Origin of the sequence: Runella zeae DSM 19591, from assembly GCF_000423565.1 — a bacterium.
Lineage (GTDB): Bacteria > Bacteroidota > Bacteroidia > Cytophagales > Spirosomataceae > Runella > Runella zeae.
The window spans coordinates 186818-207802 of record NZ_AUIF01000017.1 but is presented as its reverse complement, the minus strand read 5'-3'; the positions used below and the strand labels follow the sequence as shown (position 1 = coordinate 207802).

The 20985-nt window shown below is 43.2% G+C and carries 22 protein-coding genes; 16 read left to right on the top strand and 6 right to left on the bottom strand.

Going from position 1 to position 20985, the window contains the following annotated elements; genetic code table 11:
- Positions 1-48 precede the first annotated feature (48 nt).
- Positions 49-507, bottom strand: a complete 459-nt coding sequence (locus tag G563_RS0106005; protein ID WP_037325950.1) for a sterol desaturase family protein — start codon at positions 505-507, stop codon at positions 49-51.
- 140 nt (positions 508-647) lie between these two features.
- Between G563_RS0106005 and G563_RS0105995 the strand changes: the two genes are divergently transcribed.
- Positions 648-2372 carry a M3 family oligoendopeptidase gene (locus G563_RS0105995; RefSeq protein ID WP_028664520.1) on the top strand — a complete coding sequence of 575 codons (1725 nt, stop codon included), beginning with the start codon at positions 648-650 and terminating at the stop codon, positions 2370-2372.
- A 55-nt stretch (positions 2373-2427) separates the two neighbouring features.
- Here the strand turns inward: G563_RS0105995 and G563_RS0105990 are convergent, their stop codons facing one another.
- Positions 2428-3183 carry an enoyl-CoA hydratase/isomerase family protein gene (locus G563_RS0105990; RefSeq protein WP_028664519.1) on the bottom strand — a complete coding sequence of 252 codons (756 nt, stop codon included), beginning with the start codon at positions 3181-3183 and terminating at the stop codon, positions 2428-2430.
- A gap of 126 nt (positions 3184-3309) precedes the next feature.
- Here G563_RS0105990 and G563_RS0105985 point away from each other — a divergent pair, with 126 nt between their 5' ends.
- Entirely contained in the window at positions 3310-4329 is a 1020-nt protein-coding gene (locus G563_RS0105985; protein WP_028664518.1) for a zinc-binding alcohol dehydrogenase family protein, read from the top strand.
- A gap of 31 nt (positions 4330-4360) precedes the next feature.
- On the opposite strand, the gene ygiD is transcribed toward G563_RS0105985, so the two are convergent.
- Positions 4361-5185: a 4,5-DOPA-extradiol-dioxygenase gene (ygiD, locus tag G563_RS0105980; RefSeq protein WP_028664517.1), complete on the bottom strand. Its 825-nt coding sequence runs from the start codon at positions 5183-5185 to the stop codon at positions 4361-4363.
- Between the two features lie 353 nt (positions 5186-5538).
- Between ygiD and G563_RS0105975 the strand changes: the two genes are divergently transcribed.
- The 5 genes from G563_RS0105975 (at position 5539) to G563_RS0105955 (ending at position 11121) form a co-directional block, all read left to right on the top strand.
- Positions 5539-7245, top strand: coding sequence for a GMC oxidoreductase (locus G563_RS0105975; protein ID WP_028664516.1), 1707 nt, complete (start codon positions 5539-5541; stop codon positions 7243-7245).
- Between the two features lie 15 nt (positions 7246-7260).
- On the top strand, positions 7261-7854 hold the full coding sequence (locus tag G563_RS0105970) for a gluconate 2-dehydrogenase subunit 3 family protein (protein WP_028664515.1): 594 nt from the start codon (positions 7261-7263) through the stop codon (positions 7852-7854).
- A gap of 22 nt (positions 7855-7876) precedes the next feature.
- Positions 7877-8863, top strand: a complete 987-nt coding sequence (locus tag G563_RS0105965) for an aldo/keto reductase (protein WP_028664514.1) — start codon at positions 7877-7879, stop codon at positions 8861-8863.
- Positions 8864-9000: 137 nt separating this feature from the next.
- A complete protein-coding gene (gene rhaM / locus G563_RS0105960) occupies positions 9001-9315 on the top strand; it encodes an L-rhamnose mutarotase (protein ID WP_028664513.1) in 315 nt (104 codons plus the stop codon).
- Between the two features lie 456 nt (positions 9316-9771).
- Positions 9772-11121 carry a Gfo/Idh/MocA family protein gene (locus G563_RS0105955; protein ID WP_028664512.1) on the top strand — a complete coding sequence of 450 codons (1350 nt, stop codon included), beginning with the start codon at positions 9772-9774 and terminating at the stop codon, positions 11119-11121.
- Between the two features lie 51 nt (positions 11122-11172).
- On the opposite strand, the gene G563_RS0105950 is transcribed toward G563_RS0105955, so the two are convergent.
- Positions 11173-11931: a DUF547 domain-containing protein gene (locus G563_RS0105950; protein ID WP_028664511.1), complete on the bottom strand. Its 759-nt coding sequence runs from the start codon at positions 11929-11931 to the stop codon at positions 11173-11175.
- 139 nt (positions 11932-12070) lie between these two features.
- On the opposite strand from G563_RS0105950, the gene G563_RS0105945 reads away from it, so the two are divergent.
- The 4 genes from G563_RS0105945 (at position 12071) to G563_RS0105930 (ending at position 14784) form a co-directional block, all read left to right on the top strand.
- Positions 12071-12859: an SDR family oxidoreductase gene (locus G563_RS0105945; RefSeq protein ID WP_028664510.1), complete on the top strand. Its 789-nt coding sequence runs from the start codon at positions 12071-12073 to the stop codon at positions 12857-12859.
- Positions 12860-12917: 58 nt separating this feature from the next.
- Entirely contained in the window at positions 12918-13325 is a 408-nt protein-coding gene (locus G563_RS0105940) for a MaoC family dehydratase (RefSeq protein ID WP_028664509.1), read from the top strand.
- Positions 13322-13900 (top strand): Maf family protein, encoded by a 579-nt coding sequence (locus G563_RS0105935; protein WP_028664508.1) that lies wholly within the window; start codon positions 13322-13324, stop codon positions 13898-13900. The genes G563_RS0105940 and G563_RS0105935 overlap by 4 nt, the downstream gene beginning before the upstream one ends.
- Positions 13901-14010: 110 nt before the next feature.
- Positions 14011-14784 carry a hypothetical protein gene (locus tag G563_RS0105930; protein WP_028664507.1) on the top strand — a complete coding sequence of 258 codons (774 nt, stop codon included), beginning with the start codon at positions 14011-14013 and terminating at the stop codon, positions 14782-14784.
- Here G563_RS0105930 and G563_RS33810 read toward each other — a convergent pair.
- Entirely contained in the window at positions 14771-15898 is a 1128-nt protein-coding gene (locus tag G563_RS33810; RefSeq protein ID WP_157585108.1) for an MptA/MptB family glycosyltransferase, read from the bottom strand. The genes G563_RS0105930 and G563_RS33810 overlap by 14 nt on opposite strands.
- 426 nt (positions 15899-16324) lie before the next feature.
- On the opposite strand from G563_RS33810, the gene rpmH reads away from it, so the two are divergent.
- From rpmH to G563_RS0105910, 3 genes are all read left to right on the top strand, one after another.
- Positions 16325-16483 carry a 50S ribosomal protein L34 gene (rpmH, locus tag G563_RS37595; protein ID WP_028523643.1) on the top strand — a complete coding sequence of 53 codons (159 nt, stop codon included), beginning with the start codon at positions 16325-16327 and terminating at the stop codon, positions 16481-16483.
- An 87-nt stretch (positions 16484-16570) separates the two neighbouring features.
- Positions 16571-16981 carry a ribonuclease P protein component gene (gene rnpA / locus G563_RS0105915; protein WP_037325948.1) on the top strand — a complete coding sequence of 137 codons (411 nt, stop codon included), beginning with the start codon at positions 16571-16573 and terminating at the stop codon, positions 16979-16981.
- A 178-nt stretch (positions 16982-17159) separates the two neighbouring features.
- Positions 17160-17861: a response regulator transcription factor gene (locus G563_RS0105910; RefSeq protein ID WP_028664504.1), complete on the top strand. Its 702-nt coding sequence runs from the start codon at positions 17160-17162 to the stop codon at positions 17859-17861.
- 1 nt (position 17862) lies between these two features.
- Here G563_RS0105910 and G563_RS0105905 read toward each other — a convergent pair whose 3' ends face one another.
- Complete coding sequence (locus G563_RS0105905; RefSeq protein WP_028664503.1) at positions 17863-19083, bottom strand: NADH-quinone oxidoreductase subunit D; 1221 nt, start codon at positions 19081-19083, stop codon at positions 17863-17865.
- A gap of 118 nt (positions 19084-19201) precedes the next feature.
- Here G563_RS0105905 and G563_RS0105900 point away from each other — a divergent pair, with 118 nt between their 5' ends.
- Together G563_RS0105900 and G563_RS0105895 are read left to right on the top strand one after the other, a co-directional pair.
- The gene (locus G563_RS0105900) at positions 19202-19768 is read left to right on the top strand and encodes a hypothetical protein (protein ID WP_028664502.1); all 567 of its coding nucleotides are present in this window, start codon (positions 19202-19204) and stop codon (positions 19766-19768) included.
- A 42-nt stretch (positions 19769-19810) separates the two neighbouring features.
- The gene (locus G563_RS0105895; protein ID WP_028664501.1) at positions 19811-20737 is read left to right on the top strand and encodes a sugar phosphate isomerase/epimerase family protein; all 927 of its coding nucleotides are present in this window, start codon (positions 19811-19813) and stop codon (positions 20735-20737) included.
- The last annotated feature ends 248 nt before the right edge of the window (positions 20738-20985 follow it).

The window sequence follows — 20985 nt, the reverse complement described above, 5'->3', positions numbered from 1 at the left end:
CAAAACTACTTTTAGAAAAATCGTCGCTTGACTCAAAAAAATACGTTCTTATTTCTCTTTCATTTTTTGCTTGTCATACTTCTTGGGAGCATACAAAAACCCAAATGCCTCAGCCCCATCACGTTGGTGAACTTTATGATGCATATAATGCGCCCAAATGATACGATTGAGATACCGGCTACTTGTTTTGAATTTAACCTTGATTCGGCGGTGTACGATTACATCATGAAATACAAAATAGGCAATTCCGTAAAGGGTAACTCCTATTCCCACATACATCAACCACCTAAATGATTCCCACTCCGACCCAACTATAATGAGAACTGTGGCTGTCGCCCCAAAGATAATCCCGAAGAGGTCGTTGGTTTCCCACCATCCTTTATGATGAACATGGTGAGACTCGTGCCAATTCCACATCGGCCCATGCATGATGTATTTGTGCGTAAACCACGCAAAACCTTCCATAAAAACAAAGGTTCCTAAAACAATGAGAATATTAAGCCACATAATTTTTTGCAATCAATCTTTAAACAAATAGCTCATTTTAATGATAAAACTGATGATTAGTAGGTATGTTGTTTTTAACAAAACCATTTTTCACCTTCCTTTGTTAGCCAACATTATCAAAACATCGAAAAAACAGCTTTATGTCAGCGATTAATATTCCCCAACGCCCGCCTCGAAAATTTTTAGGAGAAGACTTTGAGCTTACCACTTGGGAGCAACTTCAGCCATTTTATGAAAACCTCGTCAATCGTCCTATCCAATCAGCCGAAGCATTACGGCAATGGTTTTTGGACAAAAGCGAATTGGAGTCTTATCTCTCCGAAAACTTTGCATGGCGATATATCCGCATGACTTGCGATACAAGCAGTGAGCAATACCAACAGGAATTTGGCGATTTTGTGGAAAACTTCCAGCCACATCTATCGTCCTATGGCAATGCACTTGACAAAAAAGCCTTGGAAAGTCCTTTTTTGAATGAACTCAAAGACCAAGGATTTGACATCGCGCTTCGTAGCATGAAAAAAGCCATTGAGATTTTTAGGGATGAAAATATTCCTCTTCAAACTCAAATCCAAACCGAACAAGCCAAATACGGAGCTACCGTAGGTGCCATGACGGTCAATATCCAAGGAGAAGAAGTAACCCTCCAAAAAGCGTCAGATTTTTTGCAATCGACCGACCGTGCCCTTCGAGAAGAAGTTTGGAACAAAATCCAAACGCGGCGATTAGAAGATAAAGACAAACTCGACGAACTGCTCAATACCCTACGCGATTTGCGTCATCAAGTAGCTACCAATGCAGGTTTCGACAATTTCCGCGATTATATGTTTGCCGCTTTGGGCCGCTTCGATTATACTCCCCAAGACTGCTTCAACTTTCATGAATCAGTGGCAGAAGCGGTAGTGTCAATGCTCAATACTATGGCTCTCGAACGTAAAGAGGCGCTGCAACTTTCGAGCCTTCGTCCGTGGGATTTCAAGGTAGATCCACAAAATTTACCCCCGCTCAAGCCTTTCAGTACGGGCGACGAATTGCTCGAAAAAACCATTACTTGTTTTACTTTGCTTGACCCTGAGTTGGGGGATTACCTGCGCATCATGAAAGCTATGGGACACCTTGACCTCGAATCCCGCAAGGGCAAAGCCCCCGGAGGCTACAATTATCCTTTAGAAGAAATCGGCGTACCGTTCATTTTTATGAACGCGACCTCCAATCTCCGCGATTTGGTTACGCTTTTGCACGAAGGTGGTCACGCTGTTCACAATTTTGTTACGCGGGATTTACTGCTCAATTCTTTCAAAAACACCCCAGCCGAAGTCGCCGAATTGGCTTCTATGAGTATGGAGCTGCTTACGATGGATTATTGGGATGTATTTTTTGAGAATAAAGACGAACTACGCCGCGCCAAAATCCAGCACCTCGAATCTATCATCGAAACCTTACCGTGGGTAGCAACTATTGATAAATTCCAACATTGGATTTATGAAAATCCTAGCCACTCAGTAGCCGAACGTCAACAAAATTGGCTCACTATTTACGAGCAGTTCAGCGATTCTCTGACCGACTGGAGTGGCCTAGAAGCGTTCAAAAAGTACATTTGGCAAAAACAACTTCATATCTACGAAGTACCGTTTTATTATATCGAATACGGCATGGCGCAGCTGGGAGCTATCGGCGTTTGGCGAAACTATAAACAAAACCCTCAACAGGGGTTACAAGGCTATCTCAATGCCCTCAAACTAGGCTATACTGCCCCTATCAGCGCGATTTATGCGGCAGCCAATATCCCCTTTGATTTTTCGAAAGAATACATCACAGAGCTTATGAACTTTGTGAAAGATGAATTAGAAAAACTCAAAAAGTAAATTAATTCGCGTCTTGGGCATAGCTATTGGCTATGCCCAAGACGCTACAAAAAGCTTATTTGTTTTTCTTAAAATCCCGCAAAAACTGCTCACGGTCAGTGATTTTAAAATCTGCTTGCCATTCGTATTCAAGCCCCCGATGCAAGCCCTGATGCGCTCCAAAATAGTACATCTTTTTCATAGCAGCGATGGTTTGGGCGGAGTTTGCTTTGATTTTTTCCGCTACTTGACTCACTTTTTCTTCTAGCTTTTCGAGAGCAACCGATTGATTTACCAAACCAATCCTTGCCGCTTCTTGCCCCCTAATAGGCTCTGCCGTAAACGACATTTCCATGGCTTTCAACAGCCCCACTTTTTGCTGTAAGCGCTGAGTCATGCCCCATTTGGGAGCGATGCCCCATTTGGTATGGGTATCTCCTATCTGAGCCTCATCGGCGGCATATACCAAATCAAACGCCAGCATCAACTCCAACGCACCCGTATAACAATGACCGTTGACCTGCGCAATAGTGACTTGAGGCATAGACTGAAGCGCTAAAATAAACGCTACCCCCATTTCAAGTACTTCTGTATTAGAAAAATACCCTTCTTGAATACTATCATTGAGACTTTGCAAATCTACCCCTGCCGACCAAGCGCGCCCCATTCCTGTCACAATCAAAACTTTGATAGATTCGTCCAATGCCACTTTTTGGGTAGCATCGGTAAGTTCGGCAATAAGATTTGGACTGAGGGCATTCAATACCTCGGGACGGTTGAAGGTAATACGCGCTACCCCTGCGCTTTGCGAAAAAAGAATGTCTTTGTACATACAAAACTAGGTTTGAACCAAACAAAAATAACTTATTAAATCCAATAAAACAGCTTAATAGGAAGAGGCAGGAGAGTTTGCGTTGAGGATGTTTTTATATTTGCGATTTCCCAACCAATCATTGATGTGAAAACCCTCATCCTCAACACCCCCGGACAGTTTAGTTATTCAGACACCGATATTGATACTTCACTCGAACCTCACGAAGTATTGATTAAGATTCATCGTATCGGTATTTGCGGTACAGATTATCATGCTTATCGAGGCAAGCAGCCTTTTTTCTCTTATCCTCGCATTTTAGGCCACGAACTAGGAGCGGAAATCATTGCTTTAGGCGATGAAGTAACTTCCTTGCATGTAGGCGACAAAGTAGCTGTAGAGCCTTATCTGCATTGCGGCAAATGTCAAGCTTGCAGAAGCGGAAAGACCAATTGCTGCGAACAAATCAAAGTACTGGGAGTTCATACAGACGGCGGAATGCGTGAGCTTATCAAAGTGCCTGCGTCTAAGGTATATCCTTCTAAGACACTATCTTACGAACAACTTGCTTTGGTCGAAACCCTCGGTATAGGCTCTCACGCCGTCAACCGTGCGCAAGTACAAGCCCATGATTTGGTGCTTGTTATTGGGGCAGGGCCGATTGGCTTATCTGTTATTCAATTTGCAAAATTGAAAGGAGCTAAAGTAGCGGTGTTGGATATGAACGCTTCTCGATTGGCTTTTTGTGCGCAACAACTCGGCGTAGATACGACTATTTTACTTCAAAACGAGAGTCCATTGGATGACATCCGACAAGCTTTTGCGGGAGATTTGCCGACGGCAGTGTTTGATGCCACTGGCAATCCTACTTCAATGATGCAAGCCTTTAAGTATCTTTCTCACGGTGGGCGATTGACCTTTGTGGGATTATTCCAAGGTGATGTTACTTTCAACGACCCCGAATTTCACCGCCGCGAAGTAACTCTTTTGGCAAGTCGCAATGCCCTACCCGAAGATTTTAGGAGCATCATCGCTGCAATGGAAAATGGCACGCTCGATACCCGCCCTTGGATTTCGCATCGAATTGCTTTTGACCAACTCATCAATACTTTCGACGAATTGCTAAAACCCGAAAGCAACGTCATTAAGGCAGTGATTGAAGTCTAAACCTAGTAGGTTAGGTATTTTCAAAAAATACCTAACCTACCTTGACAGAGGTCATCGAAATAGAGCCCATCAAGGTCTTGTCGTTGAAAAAACTTACTTTTTCATTCTCTTCTTTCAACCCCAAAATATACAAAAGCGGCAAATAGTGCTCCGGTGTTGGGATTGACATTTTGGCGGCTTGTCCTAAGTTCTCGTAATTGATAAGCGACGAATGTTGATTTTTTAGAATCAAAGACTTAAAAGTCTCGTTCATCTCAATCGCCCAGTCATAGCCCTTGTCAGTAAGTTGCCAATTAAGTATGCGCAGATTGTGTACCATATTGCCACTTCCTATAATCAACACTCCCTTTTTACGCAATATGGCAAGCTCTTTTGCCAATTCGTAATGATAGCGTGGCGGTTTGGTATAATCAATACTAAGCTGTAATACAGGGATATTGGCTTGAGGATACATGTGCCTTACTACCGTCCAAGTACCGTGGTCGAGGCCCCATTCGTGGTCGAGCCCCACGTTGGTTTTGTGAATCAAAGCAGCTGTTTCTTTGGCCAAAGCTGGATTTCCAGGGGCAGGGTACTGAACATCAAACAAAGCCTTGGGGAATCCACCAAAATCGTGAATCGTGCGCGGCTCTGGCATAGCCGTTACTTTTGTACCCGGCGTGTACCAATGCGCCGATACTACCAGCACTGCCGTAGGTACGGCAATTTCTTTACCAAATTTTTGCCAACCTTGACTAAACTCATTGTCTTCGATGCCGTTCATCGGTGAGCCATGCCCTACAAACAGCATCGGCATGAGACTATCTTTGGTAGCCAACTGCTCGTTCCATTGATACAAATCTTTTAAAGATTCCATTGCTATCGCCCCTCCAAGGGCGCTTTTAAGAAATTCGCTTCTTTTCATCCTATTGATTATCAATCACATCAAAAATCATAAATCCTTTTTTAGAATATGATTTTCGATTGCTGGATAAATATATGTATATACATACAATTTTACAATAAAGTTCTCTCGTGAAAAGTTCAACAAGTCAATAAAAACCGATTACCATGCATTTAGCCATATTCCGTCAATCTCGTATCTTCCAAGAAAAGGGTGGGTTCCGTTAGAAATAAATTAAGTCTTTGGCAACTGTCATCTCGACATTTAATTTCTTACATTAGCAACATTTTACCTGAAGATTATTCAATTCAATCATACATTAACCTATGCCTAGTTTTAATTTAAAAGTAAACAAAACCCATACCTACGATGCCATCGTGATTGGCTCGGGTATTAGCGGTGGATGGGCCGCCAAAGAGCTTTGTGAAAAAGGGCTACAAACGTTGGTATTGGAGCGTGGCCGCATGGTGCGGCACGTAGAAGATTATCCTACCATGAATCTCGACCACTGGGATTTTGAGCACCGCGAAAAACTTTCTTACGAAGACCAGCAAAAATACCACATCCAACTTCGGAGTGGATTTATCAACGAAACCAATAAGCATTTTTACAACAACGACCTCGATAGCCCTTATACGGAGGTCAAGCGTTTTGATTGGATTAGAGGAAACCAAGTGGGAGGCCGTTCTTTGCTTTGGGGGAAGCAATGCTATCGCTGGAGTGACCTTGATTTTGAGGCCAATGCCAAGCAAGGCATCGCCATCGATTGGCCGATTCGGTACAAAGACCTCGAAAATTGGTACACCTATGTTGAAAAATTTGTGGGTATCAGCGGCGAAAAACTCGGTCTGTCTCATTTGCCCGATGGCCATTTTTTACCTCCTATGGAGTTGAATTGTCTCGAAAAGCATTTCAAAGCAAGCTTGGAGAAAAACTACCAAGGGCGGCACCTCACTATTGGACGAGTAGCGCATCTTACCGAACCTTTGAATGGCCGTGGGCAATGTCAAAACCGCAACCGCTGCTCACGTGGTTGTCCTTTTGGGGCTTATTTTAGTAGCAATGCCGTCACACTTCCTGCCGCAGATGCGACAGGGAAGCTTACCCTTCGTCCTGATTCGCAAGTGGCGTCTATCATTTATGACGAAAAATCTGGCAAAGCCAAAGGTGTCAAAGTGATTGATTCTGAAACCAAAGAAGAGCTTGAGTTTTATGCCAAAATTATCTTCCTCAATGCCTCTACTTTGGGTTCAACCCAAATTTTGCTTAATTCTACCTCAAGCCGTTTTCCCAACGGCATGGGCAATGATAGCGGCGAACTAGGCCACAACCTCATGGATCATCATTATCGAGTAGGTGCCATGGGTGGATACGACGGCTTTGAAGACCAATATTACAAAGGTCGCCGCCCTAACGGGATTTTTATACCACGCTATCGCAACGTGGATGAAGCTTCCCAAACCAAAGATTTCATTCGTGGTTATGATTATCAAGGAAGCGGAGGCAGAGGCAATTGGGGCGGTGGCGTAGGTGGTGGAGGCGTAGGAGCCGACTTCAAAGATAGCCTTTTTGCGCCCGGAGGTTGGGGAATGTCGCTGGTAGGTTTTGGGGAATGTTTGCCTTATCACGAAAACAAAGTAACGCTCAACAAAGACATAAAAGATAAGTGGGGACTACCCACCCTGACTATGGATGCCGAATTTAAGGGTAATGAAATGGCGATGCGCAAACAAATGAAAATTGATGCCGCTGAAATGCTCGAAAAAGCAGGTTTCAAAAACGTCACCCCATTTGACTATTCGGGCGGAATCGGCGTAGGAGTGCATGAAATGGGAACAGCCCGCATGGGCCGCGATCCCAAAACCTCGGTTTTGAATGGACAAAACCAAATCCATGCCGTACCCAATGTATTCGTCACCGACGGCGCATGTATGACCTCTTCGAGCTGTGTCAATCCCTCCATTACTTATATGGCTTTGACAGCCCGAGCGGTAGATTTTGCCGTCAAAGAACTCAATCGCCTCAGCCTCTAAACTTACCGAATCGACATGAACCGCAGAGAAATATTAAAATCATCGGCTTTGTTTTTGGGGTATGCCGTCTCCACAACCGCCCTGAGTCAAACATTTTTGGCATGTACCCAAGAGGCAAAACTTGATTGGAAGCCTGTATTCTTGACCAACAATCAAGCAGCAAGCATTGCCGAAATTACGGAGACGATTCTCCCTAAAACCAAAACACCCGGTGCGAAAGAATTGGGTGTACCCCAATTTGTGGATAAAATGCTCAAAGATTTACTTTCTGAAGAGGAGCAAAAAGATTTTGTGGCAGGCCTCGAAAAGCTAGAAGAAGAATGCGAAAAAACTCACGGTAAGTCTTTTGTAGAGTGTACACCTCAGCAGCGAGAAGCCTTTTTGACCCAACTAGACAAAGAAGCCGAGGCTTTGCCGCCATCGGTTTGGGGAATCAGACTAGCGCCACCTTCTCCCACTCCGTTTTTTAGACGCCTCAAAGAATTGACATTGTTGGGATATTTTACCTCCCAAAAAATCGGAAAGGACGTTCTTGGCTATGACCCTATTCCGGGCAATTACATTGCGTGTATGCCTCTTACACCCGGCATGAACGCTTGGAATGAATAATCAACTCAACAAAATTACAGAAATGAATTACCGAAAATTAGGAAAAACGGGCTTTGAAATATCCGAAATCAGTCTCGGCACTTGGCAAGTAGGCGGAAAATGGGGCGATGATTTTAGCCACGACAACGCCGAAAAAATCCTCCACGCTGCGGTCGATGCAGGAATCAACTTTATCGATACAGCCGATGTATATGGAGCTGGAGAAAGTGAAAAAGCAGTTGGAAAGTTCGTAAAAAACCGCTCAGAGCGCATCTATGTAGCTACCAAGTGCGGACGCCAGCTCAATCCTCATACCAGTGAAGCGTATCAGCCAGCGGTATTGCGCAAATTTGTGGAAGACAGCTTGCAAAATATGGGCCTCGAAACCCTCGATTTGATTCAACTCCACTGCCCCCCTACCGAAGTGTATTACCGTCCCGAAATCTTTGAGCTGTTTGACCGACTCAAAGATGAAGGTAAAATCCTAAATCTGGGCATTAGCGTCGAAAAAGTAGAAGAAGCTCTCAAAGGCATTGAATTTGAAAACGTTACTACGGTTCAAATCATCTTTAACATGTTTCGTCAACGCCCAGCCGAATTGTTTTTTGAACAAGCCCTCAAAAAAAACATAGGGGTGATTGTGAGAGTACCTTTGGCAAGTGGATTGCTGACTGGCAAGTTTTCAAAAGATTCTACCTTTACCGCAGGCGACCACCGTTTTTTTAACCGTCACGGTGAAAAATTTGACAAAGGTGAGACATTTTCAGGGATTGAGTATGAGACGGGACTTGCAGCTGTAGAAGAACTGAAAGCTCTTTTTCCTCAATATTCCAACCTTGCCCCTGTTGCTTTGCGCTGGATTTTGGAATTTGCAGCCGTCAGTACAATTATTCCGGGGGCTTCAAATCCTGAGCAAGCTACCGCCAATTTAGCCGCCCTCAATACACCCAATTTGACTGAATCCCAGCAAGAAGCAGTCAATCGTATTTATGAAAAATACATAAAACCACAGGTACATCATCTCTGGTAACCAAGGTGGGAAAGAGATTCAAGCGTGGCTTTGAGTCTCTTTCCTATTATCGATATACCAAAGTACAGGAAGGTTTGGCAGATTTCTTCTTTTTTATTCATTGATTATTTTTCCAAACTCATATCCCAATTCCAACGATGCAAAAAGTAGCCTTTGTGATGAAACTCAAGCCCGGCTTTGAGGAAGAGTACCAAAAACGCCATGACGAAATTTGGCCTGAACTTTCGGCAGCCCTCTCTGAAGCAGGTGTAAGCGACTATTCTATTTACCTTCATCGGTCTTCTGGCTTTTTGTTTGCAGTACAAAAACGCACCGAAAACCATACTGCTGATTTGCTACCGCAGCATCCAATTGTCAAAAAATGGTGGGCTTATATGGCCGACATTATGGATACTAATCCCGACAACTCCCCTGTAAGTGAATCTCTTGAATGTGTCTTTCATATGGATTAATAAAGAAAGAGAGGTAAGTAATTGAGCAAAAATAGACTTTCCAAACGGTCCGCCGCGCGGTTTTAGGCTTATACTATTGATAATCAGAAGAGTTATAAACTTGCCGCGGCGGCGGGCCGCAAAGTCTCACCTAATTATGCGTAAGTACTTATTATAAATTCTCAAATTAGTACAATTTTTGCTTTTTTTATTGCCGCCTTTCAAACTTACCTAGCAAGCCTATTTTTTTCTTCGTGTTTTCTCAAAAGCATGATTTTGACACACTGACAACGTTGCCGATAACGTTTGCATAAAAAAAGTCAATATTTCATTTGTAATGTACCAAACCTAGAATGTAGAATTGAATAAGGAATATTTTCAGGTGTTTTGTTTGATGATTTAGGTTTCTTCAAAAAATCTAATTCTTTAAAATAAGCCTCTCAATTTTCCTCATCATTCTTCCAAATACCTCCAAACATGAATCATTCACAAGAAACTCTTAACCGCCGCGAATTTCTGCACAAAAGCTCCTTAGCTACCGCTGGAGTGTTGGCAGCATCATCGGCATTTGCCAGCGGCACCTCTGCCAAACGCAAAGTAGCAATGGTAGGCACGGGTCACCGTGGTACTAGTATGTGGGGCATTCCCGTTATCAAAGAATTTGGGGATATTATCGAATTTGTCGGTCTTTGCGACATCAACCCCGGCCGCGCCGAAACCGCCCGCAAAATGCTCAATGTCAATTGTCCACTTTATACGGACTTTGAAAAAATGATGCGCGAAGCCAAGCCTGATTTGCTCATCGTCACTACGGTAGATGCTACCCACGATCAGTTTATCATCAAAGGCATGGAAATGGGTGCTGATATTGTGACTGAAAAGCCCATGACCACCGACGAAACAAAATGTCAGGCGATTTTGGATGCCGAAAAACGTACAGGAAAGAAAGTCACCGTTACGTTCAATTATCGCTATTCGCCTCACCGTCAAAAACTTTATGAATTGCTACGGGAAGGGGCTATTGGCAAAGTGACCTCGGTAGATTTTCATTGGTATCTTGATGTACGCCACGGCGCCGACTACTTCCGTCGTTGGCACCGATTAAAAGAAAACAGCGGCTCACTTTGGGTACACAAAGCAAGTCACCATTTTGATTTGCTCAATTGGTGGCTCGAATCTGAACCTGAAAGTGTATATGCCCAAGGATCGTTGGAACACTATGGTAAAAATGGTACTCTAAGAGGAAACAACTGCCGTAGCTGCCCTCACAAAAACGATTGCAAGTTTTATTGGGATGTTACCAAAGATAAGCGCCTTGTGGCCTTGTACGTTGACAACGAAAAACACGACGGCTACCTACGCGATGGCTGTGTATTCAAAGAAGATATAAATATTTATGATAAAATGGCCGCGACGATTCATTATGCCAACGGCGTAAACGTCAGCTACTCTCTCACTACGTACTCACCGTATGAGGGTTATCGTATTGCTTTCAACGGTACCAAAGGCCGCCTAGAAGCATGGATTAAAGAATCTGGCAAGATGACCATCGAGCCTTACGACGAACTTATGCTTTCTAAAAATTTTGGAGAAGTAGAATACATCAAAATTCCCCAAGCTGAAGGGCACGGTGGAGGAGATGCACGCCTTCGCGACAAGATTTTCCGTAATCCCGACGCCAAAGACACTTACCGCCAATCGGCAGGTAGCCGCGACGGAGCAATGGCGATTTTGGTTGGAATCGGGGCTAGAAAAAGCATTCAAACAGGACAACCCGTAAAAATTTCGGATCTGACTGATCTCAAACCCGCAGCAGTCAAAGCTTAGGTATGTTATTTTTTTTAACAAAAAAGGCGGTCTATTCAACCGCCTTTTTTGTTATTTACCATTCAGTTCCCAATTATAATCCATGTAATCTATGTTGGTATTCTTCGTGATTTTAACACTAGAATACTTGTTTACCCAATCCACGATAGGCATTTGTTTGGTAAAATCTCCGCCGTACCAAGACATAATTTTCGATAAGGTAGCTTTGTCTTTTGTGACATTATTCTTGGTTTTGTCATTAATAAAATCACGCGCTTGCTCATCCAACTGCGCATTAAGGCGGTCGGCGACGTAGGCTTCGTTGCGGAGGGGTGGGCAAGATTTGGCAGCACATACAAGCGCAAAGTGAATACGTGGCTCATCAAACTTCTTACGGATGATGCCATGCTCGATATTGTTCAAATCCATCTTTTGTCCTGCGATTTTTATGAATTTTACATCCCAAGGCGTATTCACAAACGGAATCTTGATTTTAGAACCAATATCTTTGATACTACCAATTCCCGGATAGTTGTCCAAAATAAGCTGAATCGTAAAAGCATTGTAGGCATTGATCCAGTAAGTAAGTTGTTCTTCTTTACTCCATTTGTCGTTGGGAGCACTCGCACTCAGCATATCTAAGTACTTTTTAAGCTCCTCATAATCTTTTTTGAAAGCAGTGTAATTGACAAAACCTTTGTCGTTTACGTGTTTTTTCAGAAGTTTGTCCCAAGCAGAGTGATCTACAGGGGCAGCATTGGAAGTAGGTGTAGCTGTACAACTCCCAAAAGCGAATGTTATCAACCATACAATCAATAAGAAACTGCGCATAAATTTAGGTAAGTTAAAAAATGAAATGACGAATTTAAACTTTTGTCGAATGCCAATTTAGGTTAACGTTTCCATACAAACGTAAATTCAAACCCAAATAGATTCTTTTTGTTATAGAATAAAAACTTGTGCCATTGCTATGAATCTTGACCTCACTCACAAAACGGCCATTGTATGCGGAAGTACGCAAGGGATAGGCCGAGCCTGCGCGGTAGAATTAGCACTTTTGGGCGCAAATATCACCCTAATGGCTCGCAACGAAGAATCGTTGAAAGAAACCTTGGCTTCCTTGGATACTAGCAAAAACCAAATCCACCGATACATAGTCGCCGATTTTGCTAGTAGCGAAAACGTCAAAATGGCCATTGAAACTTATATGGCGACTTTTCCTGAAGTGCACATCTTGGTCAACAATACGGGAGGCCCTGCCTCAGGTCCTATCATCGAAGCCACTCCTGAGCAATTTTTGAAGGCCTTTGAAATGCACCTCATCAACAATCAAATCTTGACCCAAGCTGTAGTACCTTCTATGAAAAGGGCAGGTTTTGGACGAATCGTAAATATCATCTCAACTTCGGTCAAGCAGCCTATTTTGGGTTTGGGAGTATCCAATACAGTGCGGTGGTCGGTGGCAAGTTGGGCCAAAACCCTTTCTTTAGAAATTACGCAATTTGGCATTACCATCAACAATGTACTGCCTGGATACACCAACACCAACCGTCTAACGTCTATCAACGAACAACGCGCCCAAGCAGCAGGAAAAACAGTAGAAGAAATCAACCAACAACTTGCGGCCGATGTGCCTCTCAGGCGTTTTGCTGAGCCCGAAGAAATCGCCGCCGCAGTAGCTTTTCTTTGTAGCCCAGCGGCAGCGGCGATTAGCGGTATCAACTTGCCAGTAGATGGCGGCAAAACAGGCTCTCTCTAACCATAAATCAATATCTAATCTTAGACGATTTTATCGTATATTAACTCATTATTTTATCATGAAACTTTCCATTGGCGATACCTACGAATACGAATTTCGATTCTCCCAAGACGATGTAATTGCATTTGCACAGCTCACAGGCGACGACAATCCACTGCACCTAAACCCCGATTACGCGGCCACAACGCCTTTCAAACGCCCCATTATCCACGGGATGCTAGGCGCTAGTGTTTTTACCAAAATCATCGGCACTCGCTTTCCAGGTTATGGTTCGATTTATGTGGGGCAAACTTTCCAGTTTTTACGGCCTATGTTTGTTGATACTGACTACAAAGTAAAGTTTACGGTACAAAGTCTCAATCCCGAAAAGCACACTGGCGAGATTTTGGGTGAAGTGTTTGACGTAACTACCGGAAAAATCACTACCAAAGGCGTTGCAACGCTTATGCACAAAGAGAAGATATGATAGACCTATCTCGTCCTCTCATTCTTGCGTCCAATTCCCCGCGCCGTCAGCAGTTATTGCAAGAATTGGGGATTGAGTTTACGGTACAAGTTCGCCCTACCGATGAGCTTTTTCCCGCAGATATGCCCGCTTCGGAAGTAGCAGGATATTTGGCGCAGCACAAAGCCGCACAGTTTGCGCATGATTTGGGCGAAAAGCTCATTCTCTGTGCTGATACCGTTGTGGTGGTTGACAACGAAATTCTAAACAAACCCGCTAATGCCGCCGAAGCTCGCGCCATGCTTCAAAAACTATCGGGGCGGGAGCATCAGGTGATTACGGGGATATGTTTACTAAGTACAGAAGGCTACCAAACCCTCAGCGATGTGGCACAAGTAGTATTTAAAACATTGACCGAAACCGAAATCGATTATTATATCGCCCATTATCGTCCTTTCGACAAAGCAGGTGCGTATGGAGTACAAGAATGGATTGGAATGATTGGGATTTCTCGTATCGAAGGCTCATTTTATACCATTATGGGCTTGCCTTTACATAAAGTTTACGAACTTCTTTCAGCCTACGCTACCTCTTAACCATTCATCAAAATTCATTTGGGCAGTATTATAATGGTTGTTATTTTTGTTAATCACATCTTGTGAAGATTATTATCAAATTTGTGATTAACAAAACAGCCAAAGTTGTCATGAAAACCTCAGTTTATATCCTCGTATTTTTCAGTTTACTTTCTCTGATTGGATGTGCGCCCAGCTATTATCAACTACGCCCTGCCTCGGGTGACGTAGCTTGGATTGACGGACGTGAAGTGACCCGTACCGAACAAAATGGAGTTGTTTTGGTAGCTTCTTACGAATTTGAAGACCCAAGTCATTTGGTGCTTGATGTCGAAATCAAAAACCGAACTTCCGCCCCGTTATTGGTTGACCCAGTCGATTTTTCGTATTATCCTTTTGATACCAAGTCAGATACTCTTCGCAACAAACACAACCCACTGTACGCTTCTATTTATCGGGCTACCGACCCTGAGAAGAAAATTGAGCAAACCACGCTTGACATAAAACGACAAAAACAAAGACTGGTCGCTTCTTCGGTTTTTAATGGCTTGCTGCTTATCGCTACTATCGCTAGCGACGTCCATTCGAGCCGCAACGACCGCTCTTGGCAACAACGAGCCAACAATCGGTACATGCACGACCAAGCCTACAATATTATCATCCAAAAACAAATTGCCGACGTTCATCTCCAAAAAGCCCGCGCACAACAACTCAAACATGAACGAGCTAATTGGCAGGAAATGGCGTTGCGCAAAACCACTCTACCGGTGGGTGAGTCTGTGAGAGGATTGTTATTTTTACCGAAAGATACCCGCACCTCTTATTTATGGCTTCATTATGCCACCCCTACCGACTCAACTCGCATGGAGTTGAAGTTTGTTCAAGAAAAAATTAAGGCAAATTAGGCTTTTCCCAATCTATGCCTTTCAGAAAAAATTCATAGCTCAAGCACCCAAAAACAAGGAGATACTCCAACGTCACCATTCGTAAATTTTCTTGATAGGGTTGGGAAAGATAGGCAACATAAGTGAGAGGCAACAAAGCCGACCATACCAATGTGTACCAACGCTGAGTAAGCGCCCCCAAAGCTACCAAAGTAGTAATATACCAAGGATGTACGGTAGTAGCCAACAAAAAATACAAAGTAAGTGCCAGTAGCATTTGTTCTAACAAATTTTGCCGCTGCAAAGCTAACCAACCTACTCCCACAAGCGTTGTTAAAGACAGTACAGGGCCAAGCACCTGAATAATATTGTAGCCCGTGAGCCAAAATCCTACTTCCCGTAGAAGATAGTATATACTGGCGTTGAACTCAAATTTTTGGAAATATAAATCCAAGCTTTTACCGAAATTATGGAATAATGCTTCACTCATAAAGGGCATAAATAAAACCAATACCACCCCGATCGTTATCATTGAGTATTTGACGCCCTTGAGCAAGCCTATTCTACTCACAATCAAAGGCAAAAATATCAAAGGAATCAGCTTTACAGAAGCTCCTAACCCCAAAGCTACCGCCGATTTTGGGTATTGAAAAGGCATCTTTGATAGACTCATAAGCCCTCGTAGAGCCAATAAAACAAAAAACAAGGTCACCGCCTCAAAATGCAAATTTCCCACCAATTCCATAATCACAAACGGATTGAGGGCATACACCAACACAATTTCTCGACGGGATTTTTGAAGATACTTCGGCCATCGAAAAGAGGCCATTATGCAAAGACTTCCTACCTCTGCGGCTATAATAAAAAGTCTAAGTACCAAAATACTAATGAGCACGCTACCTTGTCCTAACCCAGCTGCTACCCCAAAAATCAGCTGATTAAGCGGTGGATAAACTGTAAAATAATGCGGCGAATTCAGCCCCTCATAAAGCGCTTGGGTGAGATTGGCCTCTTTTGCAATAGAAGTATGCAGGATTTCAGAAGGCAGATATAAATAGGGATTGTAGCCTGAAGCCAGCAATCGGCCATCCCAAATAAAGCGAAAATAATCGTCCGACAAAGCAGGTGTCGCCATCAAGAAAACCAATCTTAACCCTACGCCAACCCACATCAACCTTTTGATCCATTTAGTGGGCCACTGTTTTAAAATCACTATTGTATATAGCAAAAAAAGAGGTGCAAACGTAAGAATCAGTTCCCCTATTTGTGAACGCGACCAGCAATATCCTATCAATCCATGTCCTGTTGCACTCAGTACACAAAAGATTAGGAAAAAAAGCCAAGTTTTTTTTTCTGATCTTAACGAATTTATTGCGTCCAAATCTTTACGAAATAGGCCCATAGAAGGCGTTTTGTTTTGTATGAGAGAAGGTGTTGAGAGCTACCGCGCCAAATTTCGCGTTTTTCCCCGAAAAATAGTTTGTAAACTTTTATAAGTTTCCGTACCTTTGCGGACTCGTTTTGAAATCAAGGATTTATAAGTAATAAAAGGCTTTAAGAAATGAAACGTACATATCAACCTTCAAACCGCAAAAGACGCAACAAGCACGGGTTTCGTGAGCGTATGTCATCGGCCAATGGTCGTAAAGTATTAGCGGCGCGTCGTAAAAAAGGTCGTTGGAAATTAACAGTTTCTGACGAAAAACGTCACAAGCAATAATCTTGTTTGTGTGTTTGGGGAGTTTGATAGTTTGAAAAGTTGAATTTAGCTTCTCAAACAGCTTAAACCATTCAAACGATTCAAACATTGAAACAGACATTCAAAAAAACAGAGCGACTCTGTAGCCCAAAACGCATCGGTCGTTTGTTTGAAAAAGGTAGTACGGAAACCAAAACGTCCTACCTTTTTCCGTTTAAGGTATTTTATTTAGCTGATGCCTCTCTACCTTCTCAGCTTCCTCAAGTTTTGTTTTCTATATCAAAACGCAATTTCAAAAAAGCCGTAGATCGCAATCTTCTGCGTCGCCGCTGCCGTGAAGCGTATCGTAAAAACAAACATTTGTTGGAGATTTCTCCCACATCTCCGGCGTTATCGATTGCATTTGTACTTATTGCAAAAGAAAAAGTAGAGTATGACCAAATAGAACGCTCAATGCAAAAGCTTTTGCACCGTATTCAAAAAGACGTGATGTCGCCAGTTGCTCCTAAAGAATCATAGTCTCCTTCCCTAAACGGCATAAACTGTTGATTTTATTGAAGTTAAAAAAGTATTTTTACTTTTATACTTCATTCGTTTTAATGCACTTCAACTGTTAAATTTGTGTTAAGAATCAATAAGTAGTGTTAAAATTGTTGACACTACTTGTAATTTCGTCACCGAAATCAACATTTATGCTATGAGCGCTGCAAAATCGGCTCAGATTGCACACAAAGTTTTAGTCGTTGACGACGACTCAGATATTGTCGAGCTTCTTGCTTATAATTTAGAAAAAGAAGGCTACGATGTAGCCACTGCCCACAACGGAAAACAGGCCCTCGAAATCGCCCGTTCTTTCATCCCCGAACTCGTCGTTTTGGATATTATGATGCCCCAAATGGATGGCATCGAAACCGCCCGTCTGTTACGAGATATTCCTGATTTTCGCAATACTTACATTTTGTTTCTCACTGCTCGTTCGGAAGAGTATTCGGAAGTGGCCGCTTTTGAAATTGGTGCTGATGATTATATTACTAAGCCCATCAAGCCGCGTGCTTTGATGAGCCGCATCAATGCGCTGTTTAGAAGAGAGGCCCAAAAGTCCGAGCCTGAGTCTCAAATCGAAATTGCGGGGCTGTCTATCAATCGTAAAAACTATACCGTTACGAAAGAAGACAAGTCGGTAGTATTACCCAAGAAAGAGTTTGAGTTATTGTTTTTCTTAGCCAACCACCCCAACAAGGTTTTTAACCGCGAAGAACTTCTCCAAAAAATCTGGGGAGCAGATATTTATGTGCTCGAACGCACTGTAGATGTGCATATCAGAAAAGTGAGAGAAAAAGTAGGAGAGAACTACATCAAAACCCTCAAAGGCGTAGGCTATATGTTTAATGACGAATAGCCTACCTATCTACCTCTCCCATTACCACATCGATAGAGCCAATAATCGCCACTAAATCGGCGAGCATAGCCCCACGTGAGATTTCGGCAATAACCGAGAGGTTGTTGAACGAACAAGCACGTGCTTTGCACCGAACTGGAATATCAGATTTTCCGTCGGTTCTAAAAAAGAAACCTAGCTCGCCTTTGGGATTTTCGGCTCTTACATAATAGTCCATCGCTTGAGGTCTGATTTTTTTCGGGACAAAAGCCTGCGGGTCAAAATCGGGCGTGCGTCGATACTCTCCCAGCAGTTTTTCGATGCACTGCTCAATGATTTTGGTCGACTCCCAGCATTCTTGTACCCGTACGTAGTTTCTATCCCAGCAGTCGCCCACTGTTCCTACCAACCCTTCACCCATTGGTACTTCAAAATCCAATTCTGGATATACCGAATAACCATCCACTTTGCGTAAGTCCCAACGCAAGCCCGAACCTCTAAGTACAGGGCCAGAGCAGCCATAATTGATAGCCACTGCCAACGGCAACACGCCCACATTGGCGGTGCGTTGCACAAAAATTTTGTTTTCTATCACCAATTGTTGCAGCTCTTGCAATTTGGGCTTGAGGTATTTGATGTACTCTTGACATCTTTCTTCAAAACCTACCGGCAAATCATAAAACAACCCACCTACCCAAATGTAATTATAAAGCATTCGCGCTCCTGATAGCCACTCTAACATCCGAAGAATATGCTCACGGTCGCGCATCATCCACAAAAAAGGCGTATAAGCCCCAATATCCATCGCATAAGTACCAATAGCCACAAAATGCGAAGCAAGGCGATTGAGTTCCGCTACCAATACTCGAATATATTCGACGCGTTTGGGAATGTCTTTTTCGATACCAAGCATCCGCTCTACCCCCATTACATAAGCGTGTTCGGAGTTCATGGCTGCTACATAGTCCATACGATCCACGTAGGGGATGATTTGATTGAAAGGCAATGCCTCGGCGTGTTTTTCAAAACAACGGTGTAAATAACCTATATGGGGCACTACATCGACGATGATTTCGCCATCCGATACCACTTCAAGCCGCAACACGCCGTGGGTCGAGGGGTGTTGCGGTCCCATATTGAGCACCATTTCTTCCGATTTTAGATTTTCGGCGGTGTATTTACTCGGTTCCGAAACATTGAGATGCTCGGCTTTGTAGTTATATTGGATTGTGTTGGTAGGCATGGTATCATTACAAATTAATGACGCAAGTTAAGAAGAAAAACGGTCCAGCAGCCACACCCTCCCATCCATGTTTGTATATTTGTCCTAAGGATAAGTTGAAAGATAATGAGAGAAAGACATGCACGAGATTGAGCCTTTTTACAATTGGGAAAAACATTATATAGCCGCCGAAGACCGAAAATCTCCTTTTTATGGTCGCGACTATAACATGAATCAATATGAACACGATATTTATGGCTACTACATACACCCTTTGTGGGACGAAATTGATTCAGAAACGCTTTATGTTAAAATCCTCTTTGCTGATTACAAAAAGCATTTTGTAGTGATTGAGTTATTTGGAGAATGGAACGATACCCTCCACAACGACATCATGTATTTCAAGCGCAACGTCATCGATCACCTCCTCGCCGAAGGTATTAGTCAGTTTATTTTGATTGGAGAAAATATCCTCAATTTCCACGGCTCCGACGACGAATATTATGCCGAATGGTTTGAAGAAATCGAAGATGGCTGGATTGCGGTGGTAGGCTCGCGTGAGCACGTAGAACGCGAATGGAAACGCTATCGCTTAGATTATTTCCTAAACTTCGGCGGTACGCTCCACCTCGACAATTGGCGTACGATGCAGCCTCAGCCCTTTTATGAATTGGTCAAAGGATTGATTGTAAGACGCCTCATGTAGTGAGTTTTGGAGACTTTATGTCTTTTCCAAAAAAACACTTTCATGTCTTACACGCGTCGTCATTTTATCGAAACTCTCACGGCTACTGGTACAGCGGCTTTATTGTCGCCTTTGGCTCAGGCGATAGGTACCAAGCATTGGCCTATTTCTTCTAATCAGTACGCTTGGATTACTTTTTATAACCGCGACAAACGCAATTGGAACGCCGACCTTGATGCTTCTTTAGCGGAGTACGTCAAATCAGGACTCACGGCATACGAGCCTAGTTTTACGACGGTGGAGGAAGTAAAAAAACTGGGGCCACTCTTACAAAAATACAACTTAACGATGCCTTCGGCTTACGTAGGCAGTGTGCTTCACGAACCCAACGAAGGGAAAAAATCTATCGAAACCGCCTTGGCAATCGCCGAAGCGGCTCAACCATTAGGACTCAAAATATTGGTTTCGAATCCAAGTCCATTGAAATGGGGAGGGGCAGAAATCAAAAATGATGCGCAGCTCATCGAGCAAGCCAAAAATCTAGCGTATCTGGGTAAAGAACTACGTAAACGTGGTATAACGCTCGCTTATCATACGCACGACGTAGAGCTACGGGCAGGCGCGCGGGAGCTTCACCATATGCTTCAAAACACCGACCCCAAAGAGGTGGGATTTTGTCTGGATGTACATTGGGTATATCGCGGTGCTGGAAATTCGCAAGTTGCTCTTTTTGACGTGGTTAAAATGTACGGCAAACGCATCGTAGAGTTGCATATTCGACAATCCGTTAATCAGATTTGGGCCGAAACTTTTGGCGAAGGCGACATTGATTATCCTCGTTTAGTGCGCGAACTCACCACTTTAAAGGTAAAACCATTGCTTGTTTTGGAGCAATGCCTCGAAGCCCAATCTCCCAACACTCTCAAAGCCGTAGAAGCGCATCAACGCGATTTAGCCTATGCGAAGCAAGTTTTTGGAGGTTGGGTTTAGGGGTAAATTAGAACAAAAACTAAAAACCATCATTGGATTTTGTAAAATCTGTACATCACCAACTTACTAGTAAATAGACGTCACTTCTCCTTATTGATACTTGCCTATTGAAAAATAGCAACTATTTTTCATCGCACTTCACTATAAAAAAAACACTGACTCATAGCGACTTACACTATTTAAGGAGTTTCTATACAACTCTTTCGCGAGGGTTTCCGTCTATAGTTTTGTATCCTCTACCGGCAGAA

Excerpts from the sequence above, each read along its gene's own strand:
- G563_RS0106005 (WP_037325950.1), bottom strand. The coding sequence starts at position 507 with ATGTGGCTTAATATTCTCATTGTTTTAGGAACCTTTGTTTTTATGGAA.
- G563_RS0105995 (WP_028664520.1), top strand. The coding sequence starts at position 648 with ATGTCAGCGATTAATATTCCCCAACGCCCGCCTCGAAAATTTTTAGGA.
- G563_RS0105990 (WP_028664519.1), bottom strand. The coding sequence starts at position 3,183 with ATGTACAAAGACATTCTTTTTTCGCAAAGCGCAGGGGTAGCGCGTATT.
- ygiD (WP_028664517.1), bottom strand. The coding sequence starts at position 5,185 with ATGGAATCTTTAAAAGATTTGTATCAATGGAACGAGCAGTTGGCTACC.
- G563_RS0105975 (WP_028664516.1), top strand. The coding sequence starts at position 5,539 with ATGCCTAGTTTTAATTTAAAAGTAAACAAAACCCATACCTACGATGCC.
- G563_RS0105970 (WP_028664515.1), top strand. The coding sequence starts at position 7,261 with ATGAACCGCAGAGAAATATTAAAATCATCGGCTTTGTTTTTGGGGTAT.
- G563_RS0105965 (WP_028664514.1), top strand. The coding sequence starts at position 7,877 with ATGAATTACCGAAAATTAGGAAAAACGGGCTTTGAAATATCCGAAATC.
- rhaM (WP_028664513.1), top strand. The coding sequence starts at position 9,001 with ATGCAAAAAGTAGCCTTTGTGATGAAACTCAAGCCCGGCTTTGAGGAA.
- G563_RS0105955 (WP_028664512.1), top strand. The coding sequence starts at position 9,772 with ATGAATCATTCACAAGAAACTCTTAACCGCCGCGAATTTCTGCACAAA.
- G563_RS0105950 (WP_028664511.1), bottom strand. The coding sequence starts at position 11,931 with ATGCGCAGTTTCTTATTGATTGTATGGTTGATAACATTCGCTTTTGGG.
- G563_RS0105945 (WP_028664510.1), top strand. The coding sequence starts at position 12,071 with ATGAATCTTGACCTCACTCACAAAACGGCCATTGTATGCGGAAGTACG.
- G563_RS0105940 (WP_028664509.1), top strand. The coding sequence starts at position 12,918 with ATGAAACTTTCCATTGGCGATACCTACGAATACGAATTTCGATTCTCC.
- G563_RS0105935 (WP_028664508.1), top strand. The coding sequence starts at position 13,322 with ATGATAGACCTATCTCGTCCTCTCATTCTTGCGTCCAATTCCCCGCGC.
- G563_RS0105930 (WP_028664507.1), top strand. The coding sequence starts at position 14,011 with ATGAAAACCTCAGTTTATATCCTCGTATTTTTCAGTTTACTTTCTCTG.
- G563_RS33810 (WP_157585108.1), bottom strand. The coding sequence starts at position 15,898 with ATGGCGACACCTGCTTTGTCGGACGATTATTTTCGCTTTATTTGGGAT.
- rpmH (WP_028523643.1), top strand. The coding sequence starts at position 16,325 with ATGAAACGTACATATCAACCTTCAAACCGCAAAAGACGCAACAAGCAC.
- G563_RS0105910 (WP_028664504.1), top strand. The coding sequence starts at position 17,160 with ATGAGCGCTGCAAAATCGGCTCAGATTGCACACAAAGTTTTAGTCGTT.
- G563_RS0105905 (WP_028664503.1), bottom strand. The coding sequence starts at position 19,083 with ATGCCTACCAACACAATCCAATATAACTACAAAGCCGAGCATCTCAAT.
- G563_RS0105900 (WP_028664502.1), top strand. The coding sequence starts at position 19,202 with ATGCACGAGATTGAGCCTTTTTACAATTGGGAAAAACATTATATAGCC.
- G563_RS0105895 (WP_028664501.1), top strand. The coding sequence starts at position 19,811 with ATGTCTTACACGCGTCGTCATTTTATCGAAACTCTCACGGCTACTGGT.